The sequence below is a fragment of the Pseudoalteromonas citrea genome, assembly GCF_000238375.3.
Classification (GTDB): domain Bacteria; phylum Pseudomonadota; class Gammaproteobacteria; order Enterobacterales; family Alteromonadaceae; genus Pseudoalteromonas; species Pseudoalteromonas citrea.
Genome location: NZ_AHBZ03000021.1, coordinates 89,068 through 110,219, shown reverse-complemented (window position 1 = coordinate 110,219; position 21,152 = coordinate 89,068). Strand labels below are relative to the sequence as shown.

At 40.4% G+C, this 21,152-nt stretch carries 19 protein-coding genes; 15 read left to right on the top strand and 4 right to left on the bottom strand.

Annotated elements, in window-relative coordinates:
• The first annotated feature begins 3 nt into the window (after positions 1-3).
• From odhB to PCIT_RS12370, 4 genes are all read left to right on the top strand, one after another.
• Complete coding sequence (gene odhB, locus PCIT_RS12385; RefSeq protein ID WP_010363909.1) at positions 4-1,500, top strand: 2-oxoglutarate dehydrogenase complex dihydrolipoyllysine-residue succinyltransferase; 1,497 nt, start codon at positions 4-6, stop codon at positions 1,498-1,500.
• 177 nt (positions 1,501-1,677) lie between these two features.
• Positions 1,678-2,844: an ADP-forming succinate--CoA ligase subunit beta gene (gene sucC, locus PCIT_RS12380; RefSeq protein ID WP_010363906.1), complete on the top strand. Its 1,167-nt coding sequence runs from the start codon at positions 1,678-1,680 to the stop codon at positions 2,842-2,844.
• Complete coding sequence (gene sucD, locus PCIT_RS12375; RefSeq protein WP_010363905.1) at positions 2,844-3,716, top strand: succinate--CoA ligase subunit alpha; 873 nt, start codon at positions 2,844-2,846, stop codon at positions 3,714-3,716. The genes sucC and sucD overlap by 1 nt, the downstream gene beginning before the upstream one ends.
• Positions 3,717-3,904: 188 nt before the next feature.
• On the top strand, positions 3,905-5,656 hold the full coding sequence (locus PCIT_RS12370) for a GGDEF domain-containing protein (RefSeq protein WP_040696592.1): 1,752 nt from the start codon (positions 3,905-3,907) through the stop codon (positions 5,654-5,656).
• A gap of 27 nt (positions 5,657-5,683) precedes the next feature.
• Here the strand turns inward: PCIT_RS12370 and PCIT_RS12365 are convergent, their stop codons facing one another.
• Complete coding sequence (locus tag PCIT_RS12365; protein WP_010363901.1) at positions 5,684-6,754, bottom strand: DUF3083 family protein; 1,071 nt, start codon at positions 6,752-6,754, stop codon at positions 5,684-5,686.
• Between the two features lie 228 nt (positions 6,755-6,982).
• Here PCIT_RS12365 and glnS point away from each other — a divergent pair, with 228 nt between their 5' ends.
• The 4 genes from glnS to PCIT_RS12345 all read left to right on the top strand — a co-directional run bounded on the left by glnS (position 6,983) and on the right by PCIT_RS12345 (position 11,801).
• Positions 6,983-8,647: a glutamine--tRNA ligase gene (gene glnS, locus PCIT_RS12360; RefSeq protein WP_010363899.1), complete on the top strand. Its 1,665-nt coding sequence runs from the start codon at positions 6,983-6,985 to the stop codon at positions 8,645-8,647.
• Between the two features lie 61 nt (positions 8,648-8,708).
• The gene (locus tag PCIT_RS12355; protein WP_010363897.1) at positions 8,709-10,550 is read left to right on the top strand and encodes a protein kinase domain-containing protein; all 1,842 of its coding nucleotides are present in this window, start codon (positions 8,709-8,711) and stop codon (positions 10,548-10,550) included.
• A 298-nt stretch (positions 10,551-10,848) separates the two neighbouring features.
• Entirely contained in the window at positions 10,849-11,169 is a 321-nt protein-coding gene (locus PCIT_RS12350; RefSeq protein ID WP_010363895.1) for a hypothetical protein, read from the top strand.
• Positions 11,170-11,222: 53 nt separating this feature from the next.
• Positions 11,223-11,801, top strand: a complete 579-nt coding sequence (locus tag PCIT_RS12345) for a hypothetical protein (protein ID WP_010363894.1) — start codon at positions 11,223-11,225, stop codon at positions 11,799-11,801.
• Between the two features lie 71 nt (positions 11,802-11,872).
• On the opposite strand, the gene PCIT_RS12340 is transcribed toward PCIT_RS12345, so the two are convergent.
• On the bottom strand, positions 11,873-12,319 hold the full coding sequence (locus PCIT_RS12340; RefSeq protein WP_010363892.1) for a DUF3010 family protein: 447 nt from the start codon (positions 12,317-12,319) through the stop codon (positions 11,873-11,875).
• A gap of 63 nt (positions 12,320-12,382) precedes the next feature.
• A complete protein-coding gene (locus tag PCIT_RS12335) occupies positions 12,383-13,387 on the bottom strand; it encodes an endonuclease/exonuclease/phosphatase family protein (RefSeq protein ID WP_010363891.1) in 1,005 nt (334 codons plus the stop codon).
• A gap of 266 nt (positions 13,388-13,653) precedes the next feature.
• On the opposite strand from PCIT_RS12335, the gene thrS reads away from it, so the two are divergent.
• The 4 genes from thrS to rplT all read left to right on the top strand — a co-directional run bounded on the left by thrS (position 13,654) and on the right by rplT (position 16,951).
• Complete coding sequence (thrS, locus tag PCIT_RS12330) at positions 13,654-15,564, top strand: threonine--tRNA ligase (RefSeq protein ID WP_010363890.1); 1,911 nt, start codon at positions 13,654-13,656, stop codon at positions 15,562-15,564.
• Positions 15,565-15,632: 68 nt separating this feature from the next.
• Entirely contained in the window at positions 15,633-16,193 is a 561-nt protein-coding gene (infC, locus tag PCIT_RS12325) for a translation initiation factor IF-3 (RefSeq protein ID WP_084622626.1), read from the top strand.
• 182 nt (positions 16,194-16,375) lie between these two features.
• Complete coding sequence (rpmI, locus tag PCIT_RS12320) at positions 16,376-16,576, top strand: 50S ribosomal protein L35 (protein WP_010363888.1); 201 nt, start codon at positions 16,376-16,378, stop codon at positions 16,574-16,576.
• A 15-nt stretch (positions 16,577-16,591) separates the two neighbouring features.
• Entirely contained in the window at positions 16,592-16,951 is a 360-nt protein-coding gene (rplT, locus tag PCIT_RS12315; protein WP_010363887.1) for a 50S ribosomal protein L20, read from the top strand.
• A gap of 227 nt (positions 16,952-17,178) precedes the next feature.
• On the opposite strand, the gene PCIT_RS12310 is transcribed toward rplT, so the two are convergent.
• Entirely contained in the window at positions 17,179-18,024 is an 846-nt protein-coding gene (locus tag PCIT_RS12310) for an SDR family oxidoreductase (RefSeq protein WP_010363886.1), read from the bottom strand.
• Positions 18,025-18,152: 128 nt separating this feature from the next.
• Here PCIT_RS12310 and PCIT_RS12305 point away from each other — a divergent pair, with 128 nt between their 5' ends.
• From PCIT_RS12305 to PCIT_RS12295, 3 genes are all read left to right on the top strand, one after another.
• Positions 18,153-19,937 carry a M14 family metallopeptidase gene (locus PCIT_RS12305; RefSeq protein ID WP_010363884.1) on the top strand — a complete coding sequence of 595 codons (1,785 nt, stop codon included), beginning with the start codon at positions 18,153-18,155 and terminating at the stop codon, positions 19,935-19,937.
• Position 19,938: 1 nt separating this feature from the next.
• Positions 19,939-20,580, top strand: a complete 642-nt coding sequence (locus PCIT_RS12300) for an MBL fold metallo-hydrolase (RefSeq protein ID WP_010363883.1) — start codon at positions 19,939-19,941, stop codon at positions 20,578-20,580.
• 70 nt (positions 20,581-20,650) lie between these two features.
• Positions 20,651-21,109 carry an Lrp/AsnC family transcriptional regulator gene (locus tag PCIT_RS12295; RefSeq protein WP_040696614.1) on the top strand — a complete coding sequence of 153 codons (459 nt, stop codon included), beginning with the start codon at positions 20,651-20,653 and terminating at the stop codon, positions 21,107-21,109.
• Positions 21,110-21,152: the final 43 nt, after the last annotated feature.

Below are 21,152 nucleotides of genomic sequence, written 5' to 3'. Positions count from 1 at the left end.
GAGATGACAACCGAAATTAAGGTTCCTGTTCTTCCTGAATCTGTTGCAGATGCAACAGTGGCAACTTGGCATGTAAGCGTTGGTGATACCGTAACGCGAGATCAAAACCTCGTTGATATTGAAACAGATAAAGTTGTATTAGAAGTTGTTGCTCCAGAAGATGGTGTAGTCGTTGAGATTTCACAAGCTGACGGCGCGACAGTTCTAGGTGAACAAGTTATTGCACTTATAGGTGCAGCCGGTGCATCAGCAAGTGCGCCAGCCCAGCAATCAAATGAACAAACAGCAGCGGCAACAGCCACTACAGCATCAGAAGGTAACGAAGTGGATATCAAAGTACCAGTACTTCCAGAGTCAGTAGCAGATGCTACAATTGCAACTTGGCACGTTCAACCAGGTGAAGCGGTTAGCCGTGACCAAAACTTGGTAGATATTGAAACAGATAAAGTTGTTTTAGAAGTTGTTGCACCTGAAGACGGTGTAATGGGTGAGCATATACACGCTGAAGGTGACACCGTACTTGGCGAACAAGTTATCGGAAAAATTAATGCCGGGTCTGCTGCGACAGCGGCTCCAGCTGCGGCACCTGAAGCGAATTCATCAAGTGATGAAAGTTCAGATGTATTAACACCTTCTGTACGTCGCTTGATCGCAGAGAAAGGGTTAGATGCTAGTGCTATTAAAGGCACTGGTAAAAATGGCCGTATTACTAAAGAAGATGTAGATGCTTTCTTATCTGCTCCAGCGGCTAAACCAGCTGCCGCTCAAGCAGCACCAGCACCTGTTGCAGCATTAGGTGAGCGCACTCAAAAGCGTGTACCAATGACGCGTTTGCGTAAAACAATTGCAACACGTTTGCTTGAAGCGAAGAACTCTACGGCGATGTTAACAACATTTAATGAAGTTAACATGAAGCCTATCATGGACCTGCGTAAGCAATATAAAGACTTGTTTGAGAAAACACATGACACGCGTCTTGGTTTTATGTCTTTCTATGTAAAAGCGGTAACTGAAGCCCTTAAGCGTTACCCTGCAGTCAATGCATCAATTGATGGAGATGATATTGTTTATCATAACTTCTTCGATATCTCGATTGCAGTATCTACACCACGTGGCCTGGTAACACCTGTATTACGTGATTCAGACCAGTTGAGCATGGCGGGTATTGAGAACGGTATTCGCGATTTAGCAATTAAAGGTCGAGACGGCAAGTTGTCAATGGCTGATATGACGGGTGGTAATTTCACAATTACCAACGGTGGTGTATTTGGTTCGTTGTTATCTACGCCAATTCTAAACCTTCCGCAAGCTGCAATCTTAGGTATGCACAAAATACAAGAGCGCCCAATGGCCGTGAATGGTAAAGTTGAAATATTGCCAATGATGTATTTAGCGCTGTCTTATGACCACCGCCTAATCGATGGTAAAGAATCAGTTGGCTTCTTAGTTGCGATTAAAGAGCTTCTTGAAGATCCAACACGGCTGTTGCTGGATGTATAAGCAAGTAGATTAGATATTAAGCTGTATGTTAGTCCATACAGCTTTTTTTTTGCGCCTTTGGTCTAACTAGGGTTTTCATAAGTACCCTTGGGATCTATACTAGGGGCGCATTTTGGGATAGCTGATTATTTGCATAAATATTCAGCTTTTTTAGTACAAGAAATTGGATAAAGCATCATGAATTTGCATGAGTATCAGGCAAAACAACTGTTTGCCGACTATGGTTTACCAGTATCTGAGGGTTTCGCATGCGATACTCCTCAGGAAGCGGTAGAAGCAGCTGCTAAGATTGGCGGCGATAAGTGGGTAGTAAAATGTCAAGTACACGCCGGTGGCCGTGGTAAAGCGGGTGGTGTTAAACTTGCAGACAGCAAAGACGAAATCCGTGCATTTGCTGAAAACTGGTTAGGTAAGAACTTAGTTACTTATCAAACAGACGAAAAAGGTCAGCCAGTTGCTAAGATTTTAGTAGAAAGCTGTACAGACATCGCAAACGAATTATACCTTGGCGCTGTTGTAGACCGTGCAACTCGTAAAGTTGTTTTCATGGCATCTACTGAAGGTGGCGTTGAAATTGAAACTGTTGCTGAAGAAACACCTGAGCTTATTCATAAAGCTGAAATCGATCCATTAGTAGGCCCTCAAGCTTACCAAGGTCGTGAGTTAGGCTTTAAACTAGGTCTAAACCCAGTTCAAATGAAGCAATTTGTAAAGATCTTCATGGGTCTAGCAAATATGTTCAATGATCATGATTTTGCACTTCTAGAGATCAACCCTCTAGTTGTAACAGATGAAGGTAACCTTCACTGTCTTGACGGCAAAATCGGTATCGATGGTAATGCATTATACCGTCAGCCTAAGATCCGTGAATTCCACGATCCATCACAAGAAGATGCCCGTGAAGCGCACGCTGCTAGCTTTGAATTAAACTACGTTGCATTAGACGGCAACGTTGGTTGTATGGTTAACGGTGCAGGCCTAGCGATGGGTACTATGGACATCGTAAACCTACATGGTGGCAAGCCAGCTAACTTCCTAGATGTTGGTGGTGGTGCAACTAAAGAGCGTGTAGCTGAAGCATTTAAGATCATTCTTTCTGATGACAATGTTAAAGCTGTATTGGTAAATATCTTCGGCGGTATCGTTCGTTGTGACATGATTGCTGAAGGCATCATCGGCGCAGTGAAAGAAGTTGGCGTTGAAGTACCAGTAGTAGTACGTTTAGAAGGTACTAACGCTGAACTAGGTCGTGAAGTTCTAGCTAACTCTGACCTTGACATTATCGCTGCAGAATCTCTAACTGATGCTGCTGAGAAAGTTGTTGCTGCTGCGGAGGGCAAATAATGTCTGTATTAATTAATAAAGATACTAAAGTAATTTGTCAGGGTTTCACTGGTGGTCAAGGTACTTTCCACTCAGAGCAAGCCATTCAGTACGGTACGCAAATGGTTGGTGGTGTATCTCCTGGTAAAGGCGGTCAAACGCACCTAGGATTACCTGTATTTAATACCGTTCGTGATGCAGTTCAAGAAACTGGTGCTACTGCATCAGTTATCTACGTACCAGCTCCATTTTGTAAAGATGCTATCTTAGAAGCTATCGATGCAGGTATTGAGCTTATCGTATGTATCACTGAAGGTATCCCAACACTTGATATGGTTGACGTTAAAGTTAAACTAGACCAGTCAGGAGTTCGCATGATCGGTCCTAACTGCCCAGGTGTTATCACGCCGGGTGAAACTAAGATTGGTATCATGCCTGGTCACATTCATAAACCAGGTAAAGTTGGTATTGTTTCTCGCTCTGGTACTCTTACGTATGAAGCGGTTAAGCAAACTACTGATGCTGGTTTCGGTCAGTCTACTTGTGTTGGTATTGGTGGAGATCCAATCCCAGGTACTAACTTTATCGACGTATTAGAACTGTTCGAAAAAGATGACCAAACTGAAGCTATCGTAATGATCGGTGAAATTGGTGGTACTGCAGAAGAAGAAGCTGCAGAATACATCAAGGCTAACGTGACTAAACCTGTTGTTTCTTACATTGCTGGTGTTACTGCACCAGAAGGTAAGCGTATGGGTCACGCAGGTGCTATTATCGCTGGCGGTAAAGGTACTGCAGACGAGAAGTTTGCAGCACTAGAAGCGGCTGGTGTTAAAACTGTACGTTCTCTTGCAGACATCGGTGTTGCACTAAAAGAAAAAGCGGGTTGGTAATAACCTCACTTTTTCTTAAAAAAGGTCCCTTATGGGGCCTTTTTTGTTGCCATTTACTTTACAAAATATTACATTGAGCTCATACAAATTGATGAGTTAGTGAAGTGGGAAAAGTAAATTTAGCAATTTTAGTTGTTTGTGCTTTGATAATACTAAATAACGTTGTTCATGCCAGCACTAAGGAGTTTTTGTCATTAGAACAAAAAGTACTGAAATCCCCCGAACACCACCTTACTTTTACGAATACATGGGAGCAGGCCGACAGCTCCGCCGATGCAGAACTATTTTTAAGTGCACTTAAAGCCAGAGCCCTTTTTTTTGCCGGGCATATAGAACGTTCTAAAAATGAGTTTTCTCGTTATGATCTTGAGCTTAAGGCTCAAAAACTTACTTGGGGTGCTGGCTATTGGTATCTATATCGCAGTTTCTTTGCAATAGAGCAAGGTCACTTAGATGATGCAAAACGCTTGGTAAAACAAGCGAGAAGATCATTTACTCATCTTAAAGATTCTTCAATGTTAGTGCGTGTGCAAGCGATGGAAGCAATTGTTGCAATTTGGCGCGAGGAGTATAGTGAAGCTCTTAAGTCAGTGCAGGCTGCACATGCTTATATTATGCGTAATGACATTAGCGATGTAAGTAAGCTGGCTGTATTAGATGGGTTAACTGCCTATTATTCAACGCTCAAGTATCATCGAAAAGCCATCGAGTTCGCTACACAGGCGAATTCATTAGCAGTACAATCGCAAAATATTTTGGATGGCTTACCGATAAAATACAATTTATGTATGGCACTACTACGCTCTAAATTAGTAGAAAAAGCACGAGCCTGTTATCAAGAAATGCTTTCCAGTGCAAAACAGTACAAATTACCTCGTTATCATTTTTGGGCATATGCGGGGCTCGGGAAGGTCTCTTTATTATTGAACGAGTACGAGAATGCGGTTAGGTATTTTGAACACGCAAAAAAACTCGAATATATCGCTATTGTAAATCCCGCCCACCTTATTGTGCTACGAAATAACTTGGCAAAGGCGTTGTCAGCCATGGCAAAATACCCGCAAGCTCAAACTCATTTACAAGAATCTCTTGTGATCTTGGATAACTACCAAAGTCCGTTAAACAACCGCTATATGCGAAGAACACTTAAACTAAAAGCACAAGTGCTAGAGTTACAGCAAGATTATGAAAATAGTATCGACGTGTTAAAACGCTATATTCGCCTTTTAGAAGAGAATGAATTAGCGACCAAAGAAGTCTTAGAGCAGGAGGCACAGAGCTTTTTTGAAGCAGAGCAGCATAAACTGAATTTAGCTTTGACTGATGAAAAACTCAAAGCGCAGGCGGCGAATTTAGCTGAGTTAGAAAAGGAAGAGCAGCTTAGCCGGGCTTATATATTCATTGCATTACTTAGCTGTTTAAGTATCGGACTTTTCGCATACTTGCAGAGAAAGGCGAGTTTGGTTAATCGTAACTTTGCTTATAAAGATCCGCTCACGGAATTATTTAATCGTCGTTATTTTCAAGAACATATAGACAAGTTATCGCAAAAAAAACAATCTTACACCCTGGCAATGCTCGATTTAGATTACTTTAAGCGGATCAATGATGTGTCTGGTCACGATGTGGGTGATGAAATTTTGATTCGGTTCAGTCAGCATTTAAAATCGCATTTTAGAGGTGATGCTGACGTTGTGTGTCGCTATGGCGGTGAAGAGTTCGTCGTAGTATGCCAATTTATGGATGTTACTCAGTTAACCCAACGGTTATCTCTGCTACAAACTGTGCTTAAAGAGCAGCTATCTCATGACAGTGAAGCGGTTACATTCAGTGCTGGTGTCGCAAGCAGTGCCGAACATTCCAAAGAAAACATCATTAAAGCGGTCGATGAGTTAATGTACCGCTCAAAGCGGTTAGGAAGAGATAAAATATCTTCCTAACTGTGAGATAAAATTACAAATAGTATATTAATACTGATAGCTAATATGTTGGAAAAAGCGAATGTTAACGTCTTGCTTTTCAGGGGAAATGGCCAAGCGGTCAGCAAATGCTTTAACCATGGGTTCAACTTGGTTCATGAATTTTCCGTATCCCATATCTCTTTTATCAGATTTATTAGCCACAACAACAAAGTGTAGAGTGTCTACTAGCTTATCTCCTTGCCAAATAGATTTAACCTGAGTGTCTTCACTGTCAGTGTTAAAGCTTAGCTTTTGTAATTCACAATTTTTATCAGATTTATCTGTTCGGCTATTGCGTATGATAGGCAGTCGTCCATTTGCGATAAATGCAACATGGGTTAAAGACTTGTCAGCGCAGGCAGACAAGAAAGCACCTTCTATGGCTTTGTAAAATCTCTCATTGTCATTTGGCAACAATAGATGCTGGTAGGCAGTTTTAAGTGAGCGTGTCACGGGCAGGCTAAAGGTTGCATAGGTCATTTCTGAGTGTTCATCTGGCAATGTACAATTGCGAGCTTGATAACGCGGGTAAAGGCTACGCAGTTTATAGCCATAGCTCTCTTTATTCCCTTTTGATTTAGCAAACACGTCATATGTTAAATGTTGATGGTCTCTGACTTTAAATTGTATTGGGTGGGCTGCTAGCTTTTGTTGTAGTGCATCAAGCGTTTTTTTTACTTTATTATGAAAGCTGGCTGCGTTAGAGCGTATATCATCACCAGTTGCTAAAAAGAGTAAACGTATTTTTTTGGCTTGTGCAGTTTCATGCCAATATGTTTTATGTGCTTCATGGTACTGCGGGTTATAAAAAAACAAGATTTGCTTTTCGGTTTGTAAACAGTGCGATTCTTCATGAAAACGTACCACAGGTAATTTATCATTAGCTATCAAATGGACATTGTGTAGTGCATATTCATCACACAGTGCAAATAGCTGTCTAGCGAGTCGTTCGTAACAGCTTTGTGGGTTATCAAAGCACGCATAAAACTCTGGTTCGGGTTTAAATTCAGCGAGAATATATTGATTGTTGCGAGCAGAAGCAGGAATATAAACGCGATTTAAGTTCATTGACGCCATGATAACTATCCTTAAGTTACATCTTATGTTGAGCGCACTATAGATGCTATGTATGACTTTTTTATTGCGCTAGAACAATTTTTGTCATGTATTTTTGTAACTTCGTTGATATTGGTAGCCCTTGGACCAATATTCTTTAAACTAAGCAAAGGATTTGCTGTAAGTTATCTTTGCTTTTTGTAATAATGCGCTGATAAAGAGTGCTAAATTTTTGAGGAATGCATACCTATGGCGGAAACAGAGAATCGCCCATCAAATTTTATACGAAACATTATTGATTCTGATTTATCGAGTGGTAAGCATCAGCAAACGCACACGCGCTTTCCACCTGAGCCGAATGGCTTTTTACATATCGGACATGCAAAATCGATCTGCTTAAACTTTGGTATAGCACAAGACTATAAAGGTTTATGTAATTTACGTTTTGATGACACAAACCCAGAAAAAGAAGACATCAATTACGTAAAATCAATCCAAGAAGATGTGTCTTGGCTCGGTTTTAAGTGGGATAACGACATCTGTTATTCATCAAATTACTTTGACCAGTTACACGGTTATGCGGTTGAGTTGATTGAGAAAGGCTTAGCCTATGTGTGCTTTTTATCTCCGGATCAAGCGCGAGAGTATCGTGGTACGTTGACGGAAGCAGGTAAGAATAGCCCACACCGTGATACAAGTGTTGAAGAGAACCTAGCACTATTTGAAAAAATGCGTAATGGCGAATTCAAAGAAGGCGAATGTGTACTGCGCGCAAAAATCGATATGGCAAGTTCGTTTATGGTATTACGAGACCCTATCATTTATCGTATTCGCTTTGTGCACCATCATCAAACAGCTGATAAGTGGTGTATCTACCCAATGTACGACTTCACGCATTGTATTTCTGATGCGCTTGAAGGGATCACTCACTCATTATGTACGCTTGAATTCCAAGATAACCGTCGTTTATATGACTGGGTACTAGATAATATCAGCCTTGAGTGCCACCCACAGCAGATTGAGTTCTCTCGGTTGAATCTAGAATATACCATTATGTCGAAGCGAAAGCTGAATGATCTAGTCGTTAATAATCATGTTGAAGGCTGGGATGATCCACGTATGCCAACCATCGCAGGATTAAGGCGTCGAGGTTACACACCGGGTTCTGTGGTGGAGTTTTGTAAGCGCATCGGTGTAACGAAACAAGACAATATGATCGAAATGGGCATGTTAGAGGCGTGTATTCGTGATGACTTAAATGAAAACGCACCGCGTGCAATGGCTGTATTAGATCCTATCAAAGTGGTTATAGAAAACTACGATGCTGAAAAAGTTGAAAAACTCATTGCGCCAAATCACCCGTCAATTGAAGAGATGGGCACACGTGAAGTACCGTTTACCCGAGAACTATATATTGAACGTGAAGACTTCAGAGTAGAAGCGAATAAAAAGTTTAAGCGATTAGTGCTTGATAAAGAAGTGCGTTTAAGAAATGCGTATGTAATTAAAGCTGAGCGTATTGAAGAAGATGACAATGGCAATATTACGACCATCTTCTGTTCTTACGACCCTGAAACGCTGGGCAAAAACCCAACTGACGGACGCAAGGTTAAAGGGGTTATCCATTGGGTGTCGGCATCTGAATGTATTGATGCTGAAGTTCGTCAGTATGACCGACTGTTTAATGTACCTAACCCTGCCGCAGCTGAAGAGTTTTCAGAAGTCTTAAACCCAGACTCTTTAACCGTTATTACTCACGCTAAACTTGAGCCTTCACTTGCTAATGCGGTTGCAGAGCAGGGTTTCCAGTTTGAGCGAATGGGCTATTACTGTCGAGATAATAAATCTGATACATTGGTGTTTAACCAAACTGTCGGGTTGAGAGATTCTTGGGCGAAAATAGAAAACGCTTAGTCGCACATTGTTTTATTAAGGCCGAGTTATTCGGCCTTTTTTATGTCTGAAATAGTAGCTTATGAAAATACCGAACGATGCGAAAGCCAATTTAAAATCAATTCATAATTTTTATATCAATGAACAGCAATCAATTTACTTGTTGTCACATCATGATGCGAAAAAACACAGGCAATGGCTCAATATATGTAAAAAACAATTGAGTGTTTTAGGCTATAAAAACGTGGAGTTGATAGGATCTGGTGCTTTCGGTTTTGTATTTGGTGGTGTAAGTGTTGATGAACAACAGTGGGTATTTAAGTTTTCACGGATCACTCTTGCTCAAAGCGTAAGAGACCGACTCGAAGATGAAGCCTATATGCTCTCTCAGATTGATAATGCGATGGTCCCCAAATTTTTAGCGTTTGAACGCGTTAAAAAACAAGGGATCTTGATGATGGCTCGAGCGCGGGGTGAAGATCTTGAAAAAGTATCGTTAAAGCGAGGCTGCTTTGAACCAAAGGAACTAGTAGAGCTGGCACTGTTGCTAAGAAACGTGCTTCTTGACTTAAGAGCCCATCGTAATGGCGTGTTGCCGCAACCAATAGTACATGGCGATATTAAGCCTTCTAATATTGTATGGGATGAAGCATCTAAAAGCTTTTCGTTAGTCGACTGGGGAAGCTCTGTCTATGCACAGGTAGACACCAATGGGGAGCCTATAGCCAGTAATATTATGGATCTGATGTCGTCAGATGTTGCTAGCACCAACGCAAGAATGGGCGATGTATACTTTATTGGCGATGAACAAATGAGTGGTGCTCAGTCATCCCCTCGCTTTGATGAGCAAGGTGTCGCTTCCACTATTTATGCATTGGCAAGTGCACAGTCTTGCCGGTTTGGTGAACAAGTGATCCCTGCAAAGAGTTTGGGGTTGCCTCAGGAGTTTGCTGCTGTCATTGACGCTATGCTGAGTAAGAATAAGCAAGAACGCGATCGAGCGGGGGACTATTTTATGCAACATATGCCGAAAATAGCCAAGTCGTACCTCCCTGTATTACGTCTTAAAAGCCCCAAATCGAATATTCCGTTTTGGATCACCAACACAGATGACTTACCAGATACGGTGGTTTATAGCTCACGTAAAGAGTTTTTACGCAGAGCTGACCATAATCATCAATTACATGATATTAATGACGCGCAATTAGACCGTTATTATAAAGAGTTTTTATTTGATACTGGTGATACAGAAAAGGCATTTCTGGCGTCAATTAGCCGGTTGGCGAAATATCCTGTAGTGGGGGGGTTGAGCTTTCATTGGAAAGAAGACTCTTTGTACGTAGAGTCGAGCCTAATACTGCATGATGAAACGTTGAATAAAGCGTTAATAGATTCAGTTAATGCCACTGTGATGCTTGCACAGGGGATCACCCAAAAAGGTTTATTTAAATGTTGCCTATTTGACGCCCGACAAACAATTCAACTTGAACGCGATGCGACTGGCGCATTTATATTCGATAAATTACCAAAGCTAAATTATTCCGTCGTAGATGTGGCTAATAATGAGGTGACACGTCCACATAGCTACTTTGAAGATGGTAAAGATCCTGACGAACAGCTGCAATTGCCCAAAAACATCATTCAATGTGTTTTTGAGTTGAACCAAATACACCATACTGGCTGTATTATATTTGAGTCATTACCAAACCGTCTTAAAATTCACCATTATTATCGATTGTTAGATGCTGAGAAAGAAGCACAATTCGAACTATTATTAGCTCGGATCATGCAATACGCGATGAGTATTGACGATGTTGGAGTAGCCGGGTTCATGAAACTACCTTATAAGAATACCCGTGAATTTGATCTATGCGCTGAGCAATCAGTTAACTATTACCCGAAAAACCCGAAACAATTTGCATAAAGAGTTGCGATGCATATTGCGAATATAGGTATGGTGATGTATTCCACTCTATTAAAATCAAACAGTTATATTTATGTAAAGTCGGCACGTAGTTTGATTATAAATAGTTAGCACATTCACTTCTCCAGGTTTTGTTGCTAGTAGTTAGGCGCTTCTTTTAAGAAGCGCTTTTTTTTGCTTAGAATCGGGGTCTTGAGTAATCAGGTTACACCGACTCCTTAGTGAAGAAAATTGTATTGAAATTAATCGCTTTTTACGACAAAGTTGTTAATTGATAAATCTGCTTTGAGAGCGAGCTATGGATAAGCAACAGCGACAAGAAATACTCACACTTAGCTGGAGTATGCATGATAAAGTTGAACAAGCGGTGTTACAGCATCCTGCGGCTACCAATGATCCTTCATTTTCAGAAAAGCAACGCCTGTTGTTAGCTGATATGGCGCTGCATTTACTACAAACTGCGCTTAAGCCCGGACAATTAGATGATGAAAAGTTAAGAAATAACCTCAATGGTATTTTATCTTTAAGTGATGACTTTTTAGAATATGTGGACTTGGGAAAAGTGGCGGATGGTTTGTTTTCAAATCAGATAGAGGGCGGTATCACTAAAGCAAAGTAACTGTAGTAATACTATGGCAAAATTTGCTGAATCTTGACCAAGGAGGGAGTTAGATGAAAATACCGAGTCAATTGAGAGAAGTACTTGGCACTCATCAATCAGGTACGGCGCTCAGTTCCATAGGGCTAATGACAATATTTGGTTGTTATGTTTTATATGTACTTTTTGTGCAACAGCACACATTACCTGATATTGATTGGTGGCAGTGGGCTATTGGGGATTTACTGATCATTGATGTGGTTGCTGGATGCGTGGCAAATTTTACTAAAGGAACAAACGATTATTACAAAGCGAGACCACAGTCGCGATGGGTATTTATTGCCATTCATTTTCATATTGTTGTGATCGCATGGTCTTATAATATTGCACTTAATGAAAGCTTAATTATATGGGGTTATACTATAGTGTCGGCAGCAGTATTAAACACATTTTATGGTCATAAGTCTCAGGCCATGATTGCTATGGGGTGCATATTCTTAGGGGTTATGGTAATTGCGTCGCTTCCCTCACCTGTGTGGTTTCAGTGTATTGCCGGTTTATTCCTAATCAAAGTGTGTTTTGCATTTTCAGTAGATCATTACCCAAATGAGTCAGCTGAACAAGAATCTAAAAGTAAAAAAAATCCGATATAATATCGGATTTTTTATTTTATGATGTGAGAGAGTAATTAAGTAACTATTCTCTGCTTTTGTTTGAATGAGGTTTACTCTTCAGGACGATACGTTTTCTTTTGGATGTAAACATAAGCGTTAACAAATGCATTTTCTTGAAACTTCTTTAGTCCCGTGTCAGCGAAGTCAATCGGTAGTGGGTTGCGTTTCAATTGTTCTTTAACTTCAGTCGTCGACAGCAAACGCACATCTAAGTCTTTAATTAACTGAATGGCGGCTTCCATTTTAAATCCGGTTGCGCTACCGGCAAATTTACCTTTTGGCATACGCTGACGGATAGCAACCGAATCAACTTGATAATCTTGCATTAATTTTGCGAAATCAAATTGGAATTTTTGCATGTCTTCAGTGTCTAGGCCGACATTACCCAGTGTGAAGCGAGTTTGGCGAATATCACGAATATCAAATACGTCGTTTTCTTTAGTTAGCAAGCACAGTAGTACTTCGCTACCCGCTATTTCAACGCCACATGTTCTCATTTGTCTTTCCAGTTTATATAAAATCTTGGGCGATTATAGCAATCACTGAACTAAATCAAAAGATTATAGCGAGACCTTTATTGCAATCGCACTATGATCTGAATATCGGATATCTTCTTCGGTTCTTTTTGCATCAAGGTGGCCATCATAGTTGTGGTAGGTAAGGGTTTTTACTGTGGGTTCAATTTGATTTGGATTAAATTTTTTAGAAGCGAGAATGTAATCAAGCACGTTACCTTTACCTTTATAAAAATGTGTGGGCGGCTTTTCAGTTAATGAAACGGTATTGTCAGCAAATATGTAGCTATCAAATAGGCCAACACTATCAAAAGGGGCGTTACTACTGACTTGAGGTGGAAAGGTTTGCGTCATAAAAGATAGGGCTGGGCTACTGAGTTGGTCATTAAAATCCCCCATCACTAATGTTGCACAATTTTGCTCTCTTTGTGTTTTTAAAGCATCATAATAAATAATAGAGGCTTCTAACGAGCGGGATATTTGCGATTGCATTGTGCCTACGGTTTCATGCAATAAGGTTAGTAGTGGATCATCTTGTTCTGAACTGCCCAGCATATGCGCCATTGAGAGTACTCGTTGAGATTTAAAGTGCACGGCATAGCAGACAATCGGCCCGAGACCTTCTAACTCGACTTTACACTTGATTGGCGTCCGGTTGAATCTAAACTGCTGCTGATTATTCAGGTATTCAAGTAGTTCAGGACAAGGCTCTAATGCTTCGACATTTGTGAAAGGGTACTTGGATGCGACAGCAACTACAGGGTTAAATAACACTGTAGGGTACATACTATCAGGCTGAGGCGTATCAACGACGGCAAAGTGTGCTAACCCTAAGTCCTTACACAATGCTTCAAGTACTTGCACACTGAAAACTTCTTGAAACACAATTAAGGTAGGATCGATATGCTCGATAAGACCTGTGATGAATTGAGTTTTTGATTGCCACTGTGTGTCATTATACGTTTCATGAGGTTGATAAAACGAATAAGGTGGCGCTGTGAAATTAAGCAAATTTAGTGAAGCGAAGCAATAGTGCTGAGAATGTGCCATGGAATACCTTAGTTTTATACTACTTATACTCAAATTGAGCAGTAAATTTGCATTTTATGAATCAATTTTAGTCTTTCTCTTGAATTTCGTCACGGGCACAGTCAAAATACTTGCTGGTTTGAAAGACCTCAAACACAGTACAGGTAAATTACTTGTGTAATCCAATGCTTATTCGTAAAAGCGTTGTTAGGCACATTCAATTATTATTATTAATTTTTTATACATGTGATGCATTGTAGGTGTCACCACTGTAAATAGGACATATCATGCCAATTATTACGCTTCCTGACGGTAGTCAGCGTACTTTTGAAAATCCAGTTTCTACTTTAGATGTTGCTCAAGATATTGGGCCAGGCTTGGCTAAAGCGACCATTGCGGGTCGAGTTAATGGCACGCGCGTTGATGCGTGTGACATTATAAGTGAAGATGCAAGCTTAGAAATCATCACTGCAAAGGACGATGACGGACTAGAAATCATTCGTCACTCATGTGCTCACCTTATTGGTCACGCAATTAAGCAGCTATTCCCAGATGTAAAAATGGCAATCGGTCCAACGATTGATAATGGTTTTTACTATGATGTTGACTTAGAGCATTCTCTAACGCAAGAAGACTTGGACGCAATAGAAAAGCGTATGTTAGCGCTTGCAAAAACGAATTACGATGTTGTTAAGAAAACAGTTTCTTGGCAAGAAGCGCGTGATGCGTTTGAAGCGCGTGGTGAAAGTTATAAGATTGAGATCTTAGACGAAAATATCGATAAAGATGATAAACCCGGTTTATATCACCATGATGAATATGTTGATATGTGTCGTGGTCCTCACGTTCCTAATATGAAATTCTGCCAACATTTTAAAATAATGAAAGTTGCTGGAGCATATTGGCGTGGTAACTCTGAAAATAAAATGCTGCAACGTATTTACGGCACCGCTTGGGCAGATAAAAAGCAACTTAAAGCGTACTTAAAGCGTTTAGAAGAAGCTGAAAAGCGTGATCACCGTAAAATTGGTAAAGCACTTGATTTATGGCATTGGCAAGAAGAAGCGCCAGGCATGGTGTTTTGGCACAATGACGGTTGGAGTATCTACCGTGAACTAGAAGAGTTTGTTCGTGAAAAGCTTCGCGAATATAGCTACGAAGAAGTAAAAGGTCCAATGATGATGGACCGTGGTTTATGGGAAAAGTCAGGCCACTGGGATAAATATTCAGATGCAATGTTCACAACTGAGTCAGAAAAACGTGAATATGCAATCAAGCCGATGAACTGCCCAGGCCATGTACAGATATTTAACCAAGGCTTAAAGTCATACCGTGATTTACCACTGCGTATGGCAGAGTTTGGCTGCTGTCACAGAAATGAGCCGTCAGGTGCATTACACGGCTTAATGCGTGTACGTGGCTTCACGCAAGATGATGCGCATGTGTTCTGTACAGAAGATCAGGTTATGGACGAAGTTTCACAGTGTATCAAGATGGTCTACGATACTTATGAAACGTTCGGCTTTGAAAAAATAGTGGTTAAGTTATCAACGCGCCCTGAAAAGCGTATTGGTGAAGACGATATTTGGGATAAAGCAGAGCAAGCTTTGGCTGAAGCATTGAAAGTCAATAATATTGAATTTGAATACTTGCCTGGTGAAGGTGCGTTCTACGGACCAAAAATTGAATTCACTTTGTATGATTGCCTAGAGCGTGCATGGCAGTGTGGTACTGTTCAGCTTGACTTTGCATTACCAGGTCGTTTGGGCGCAACATATGTCGCTGAAAATAATGAACGTAAAACACCGGTGATGATCCACCGAGCTATTTTGGGTTCTATTGAGCGCTTTATTGGTATACTAACTGAAGAATACGCGGGTCTCTTCCCAACTTGGTTAGCGCCAAAACAAGTGGTAATAATGAATATTACCGATAAACAAGCTGATTATGTGCATGAAACTGTACAAAAATTAAATAAACTTGGAATTAGAGCCTGTGCCGACTTGAGAAATGAGAAGATAGGCTTTAAAATTCGGGAGCATACTTTAAAACGTATACCATATCTGCTTGTTGTTGGAGATAAAGAAGTAGAACAACAAGAAGTAGCAGTGAGAACTCGCAAGGGTGAAGACCTAGGCAAATTCTCGGTTGATGATTTTATCGCACATATTAGTGCTGAAATTAAAGACCGTAAGTAAAAATTGTAAGTAATAAAACCTGTGTGCAGTAGCTAGATTCAAACTGCACACAATATATTTTGATATTCTTGGAGGAACGTACCATTAGAGGCGGAAAAAAAGGGCAAACTACAGCTCAAAAAAATCGTATCAATGAAGAAATAACAGCGAAAGAAGTTCGATTATCTGGTGTAGAAGGCCAAGAACCGAAAATCATGTCGTTAAGAGAAGCTCAGGCGATTGCTGATGAATTAGGTGTGGATTTAGTTGAAATAAGTCCAAATGCTGAACCCCCTGTCTGTAAAGTGATGGATTACGGTAAGTTCATTTTTGAAAAAGCAAAATTACAAAAAGAACAGAAGAAAAAGCAGAAGCAGATCCAAATCAAAGAGATCAAGTTCCGTCCAGGTACTGATGAAGGTGATTACCAAGTTAAGCTACGTAACCTAAGAAAATTCTTAGAAGCGGGCGACAAAGCTAAAATCACTATTCGCTTCCGTGGCCGTGAAATGGCACACCAAGAAATCGGCATCGACTTATTGAACCGTGTTAAAGGCGATTTAGAAGATTTAGCAATAGTTGAGTCTTTCCCAAATCGTGTTGAAGGTCGTCAGATGATAATGATGATGGCTCCTATTGCTAAAAAGTAATAGATACGGTAAAATGCGCGCGAATTTAATGCAGGTTTAAAGTACCTTTGGTCACCTGTATTGACCGGTCTTAAAGAAAGGGGCGACCCTTCACCGGAATATGGTTGTAAGTTAGGCCTTCCAAGCGATGGTAACATCCGCCTACTTACATTGTTTTAAGCAATACTATTGGAGTTATTGCAATGGCTTATAAGCTAAAATCACACAGAGGCGCTGCGAAGCGTTTCAAGAAAACTGCTTCAGGCGGTTTTAAGCGCAAGCAGTCGCATCTTCGTCACATTCTGACTAAGAAATCATCTAAGCGTAAGCTACACCTACGTGCTAAGTCTATGGTTCATAAAAATGACCTTGGTCTTATCAACCGTATGTTACCATTCGCTTAATAGAGGATATCAGAAATGGCAAGAGTTAAACGCGGCGTTGTCGCACGTGCACGTCACAAAAAAGTATTAAAACAAGCTAAAGGTTACTATGGAGCACGTTCACGTGTTTACCGCGTAGCGTTCCAAGCAATCACTAAAGCTGGTCAATATGCATACCGTGACCGTAGAGCTAAGAAACGTACATTCCGTCAACTATGGATTGCACGTATCAACGCAGCTTCACGTCAAAATGGCCTATCTTACAGCCGTTTCATCAATGGCCTTAAAAAGTCATCGATTGAAATCGATCGTAAGATCCTAGCTGATATCGCAGTATACGATCAAGTAGCTTTCGCAGCACTAGTTGCAAAAGCAAAAGAGAGCCTTACTGCTTAATAAGTTTATACTTATTATGCGAAAAAGGAGCCATGAGCTCCTTTTTTTGATCCTGCCAAGCGAAACTTTGTTACCGCGTCCCCCTTTTTTAATTAATACCTTAAGTATACTAAAAGTTAAATTCGCAATAGGTATCGTTACTTATTTGTTGACCCGCGAGTACTTGTAATTAATGCCCGGTATATCTATTTCAAAGCTTACGCTCAGTGAGGGTAAGCCTATGCTGATCACTTATTCTTAAGCAGAATCTTATCTAGCATTGTCGTACTTAGGAGTCTTTTTAAGTAGCCCATGAGGTATGTTGGAAATGTTACGTAGTATCTTGGCTTTGCTTTTTTTGCCGTAAGGGCATGGAGTAATTTGCTATAAACGGCGTCAGGACCTAACGTGAAGGCTTGCGGTGTAGAGTTAGATTCAAGCCGGTTGAGTTGTTTTTGGTAGTTATCTGCGTGTGCGCTATCTTGAACATTAATATTCTTCATGAAGGCTTGTAACGCATTTTCTCTAAATTTCGATAAGATTGGACCAGGTTCAATTAAGCTAACTTGAATCTGAGTTTGAGAAAGCTCCATTCTCATTGTATCTGCTAGTCCCTCTAAAGCAAATTTACTGGCGTTATAGGCGCCTCGGTAGGGAAGTGCAACGAGCCCTAATACTGAAGAGTTATGAATAATACGGCCTGTACCTCGAGTACGCATGTGTTTTAAGGCTAAATTTGTCAGCGTATGCCAAGAAAAAACATTGACCTCAAACTGTGCTCGTAATGCGTCAGTTGGCAAATCTTCAACAGCGCCAGGCTGCCCGTATGCGCCATTATTAAAGAGTGCATCCAGCTGTCCATTACATAGTTCAAGCGCGCGATTAAAGCCATCATGAATACTTTGGTTAGATGCTAAGTCCAGTTGTATACATGTAAGGCCTTGGCTAGTAAGCGCTTCTACATCAGACTTCTTTTTACATGATGCAATGACTTTATAGCCTTCTTGGTGTAGTTTTTTTGCGCAATAGTAACCTATCCCCGTAGAACACCTGTAATTAATATCGTTTTCATAAAATTGTTTTTGTTTTAGCAAAAAGTCCGTAAATATGTGAGCAACATGTTATTAGCTGCATATTCTTGTTGAATCACCGCACATTGTAAGCTGTTAAATAAAATATTGATATAATTGTGCTATTCAGGCAAAGAATTAGAGAATACAGCATGATTGCCACTATTATTATGTTATCAGCAACAATCAGTATGGACACTTACTTACCGCCACTGATGGCGTGGGAAGGTAAAAGTCTGCAGTTAATGCAGAAAAATGGCCCTTTAACCACTGATTTTGAGCTAAGTGACGGTATGGCATCACCTGATTATACTCAGACAATGGCATTTGTTGAACGATTGGTAGCAGCAAATCCAACTCAGTTTAAAGCGATTGATATTGGTAAAAGCAAAGCGGGTCGAGCGATAAAAATGCTCGTAGCTTGTGAGCAGGGCAAGTTTAGTGAAAGTGATATAGCCAATAGTGTCAAGCCAACGCTGTTGATTCAGGCGGGAATTCATGCTGGAGAAATAGATGGTAAAGATGCCGGTTTTATGTTGTTACGTGATATCGCAACGGGTAAACGTTTAGATATATTGTCTAAGGTTAATATTCTATTTGTGCCAATTTTAAATGTTGATGGCCATGAAAGGCGAGGAGAGTTTAATCGTATTAATCAGCGTGGTCCAATCGAAATGGGCTTTCGTACTAATGCGAACAATTTAAATTTGAACCGCGACTATACAAAACTAGATACACCGGAAGTCCGCGCTATTTTGGCTGTTATTAATAGTTATAGGCCAGACCTTTATGTTGACGTGCATGTTACCGATGGTGCCGACTATCAATATGATGTAACGTATGGATACAACCCCCAGTTTGCCAGTGAGTCACCTGCCATAGCAAAAGTACTTGATGAGCATTTTAAACCACACATTGACAAAACACTGACTAAAAATGATCACGTTGCTGGCCCATTGGTCTTTGTAAAGAATAAACGTGATTTCAAACAGGGGTTAGCTGGTTGGGTTGCTACACCAAGATTTTCGAATGGTTGGGGGGATCTTGCGAGTATCCCTACGATTTTGGTTGAGAACCACTCACTAAAGCCCTATAAACAAAGAGTTTTGGGAACTTATGTGTTTTTAGATGGTGCTGTATCTGCTTTGGCTAAGGATCATACTCTGTTGGAAGCTGCAGTAGAGCGAGAGTATGCGAGCAAACCCGATAAAATTGTTGTGCAACGTAGTTATGCAAAACAGCCTGACCATATTCAATTTAAAGGGATCTCGTATAAGAACTTTGAAAGTGCAATATCAGGTCAAATGGAAGCCAAATATTTAGGAGAACCAAAGTTTTACGATAATTTACCTATTTATTGGCAAAAAGAAGTGGCCAAGACCGTTTCTGTGCCAAAGGCTTTTTATATACCGCCGGCTTATCCAGATATCGTAGAAAAGTTAAGATTACATGGGGTACTAGTTGAAAAAATCACTTCGAGCGAAGAAAAGGTAGGTTTACAGCAAGCTCGAGTCAGCAAGCACAAGTTTGCTAGCTCGCCATTTGAGGGGCGGTTTAGAGTCTCAGCAGATTTCGCATTTGATGCATTGACCGCACGCTCTTTAACTAATTGGTACTACGTCTCGACCGATCAAAATAAGTCAGAGTTGATCACGCATTTGCTACACCCACAAGCGCCAGATTCATTTTTTCAGTGGGGTGAATTCAATACTATTTTTCAACGAACAGAGTATGTTGAAAATTATGCATTGGAACCTTATGCCCGTTCTATGTTAAAAAATAACCCAGCCATGGCTTTAGAGTTCGATAAAAAGATACGTGAAGATAGTGATTTTGCAAATAATGCCAAAGCACGCTTAACATGGCTTTATAAAAAAACCCCTTTTTATGATCAGGCTTATTTAAAGTACCCTGTATTATTTGAATTTGGAGAGTAGGGTGCACGTTTTAACAATTCCAGTAACACCGTTTATGCAAAATGCGCGTATCATCACGTGTGGAATCACGGGTAAAAGTGCACTGATTGATCCTGGTGGCGACCCCGATAAATTATTATCAGCGATTGCTGATAATAATTTAAACGTTGATGCTATTTTGTTAACACATGGTCATCTCGATCACGTTGGTGCAGCGGATATATTAAGAGATACACTTAATATTAAGATTATTGGTCCACACAAAGATGAACTGTTTTGGTTTGATGCATTACCCATGCAATCACAAATGTTTGGCTTTGCACCTAAAGAAGCGTTTTTACCTGATAGTTGGTTGGAGTCAGGCGATACCGTACAGATAGGTGAAATAAAGTTAGAAGTGCGTTTTTGCCCTGGACATACTCCAGGGCATATTGTCTTTTATGAAGAACGTGCCAAAACGGTGATCGTGGGGGATGTGTTATTTAAAGGCGGGATTGGACGAACAGACTTTCCAAAAGGAAATTCAGCGCAATTAAAAGAATCAATAAGGCAAAAGCTATTTTCTCTCCCAGATGAAACATTGGTGCTATCTGGGCATGGAGAAAATACAACGATTGGTCATGAAAAACGTACGAACCCATTTATGAGTGGCCAGTACGGCTAAGGAAAGTACAGACAGAGATTGGTTCTGTATGTATAATTTATCTAATTTAATTAAAATTAAGAACGAAAATATGTCTTTAAATCAGGTTGATCGCCAAATATTGGCACTATTACAGCAAGATGCAAGTCTGTCTACAGCAGAGATCGCTGATAAAGTAGGGTTATCCCAGTCACCATGTTGGCGCAGAATCGCCAAGCTAGAACAAGATGGGTATATCAAAGGCAAGGTTGCATTACTCGATGAGAAACAGCTAGGGTTTGATATGCTGGTTTATGCCCATGTACGTTTATCAAATCACGGACGTAATCATTTGTCAGAGTTTGAAAGCTTGATTATGAGTTATGACGAGGTCACAGAGTGCTATACCATGGCAGGAACTATGGATTTCATGTTACGTATAATCTCACGTGGCATAGAAGGGTATGAGCAATTTGTTCGCGACAACTTGCTTAACTTAGAATACGTACAAGAAGTGCATTCTAATGTGACAATGACGTGTGTAAAGCGTACCACTGCATTACCATTATAATAAAGCGTCAGCTCTGTTGTCATATTAAAACAACCACAATGTA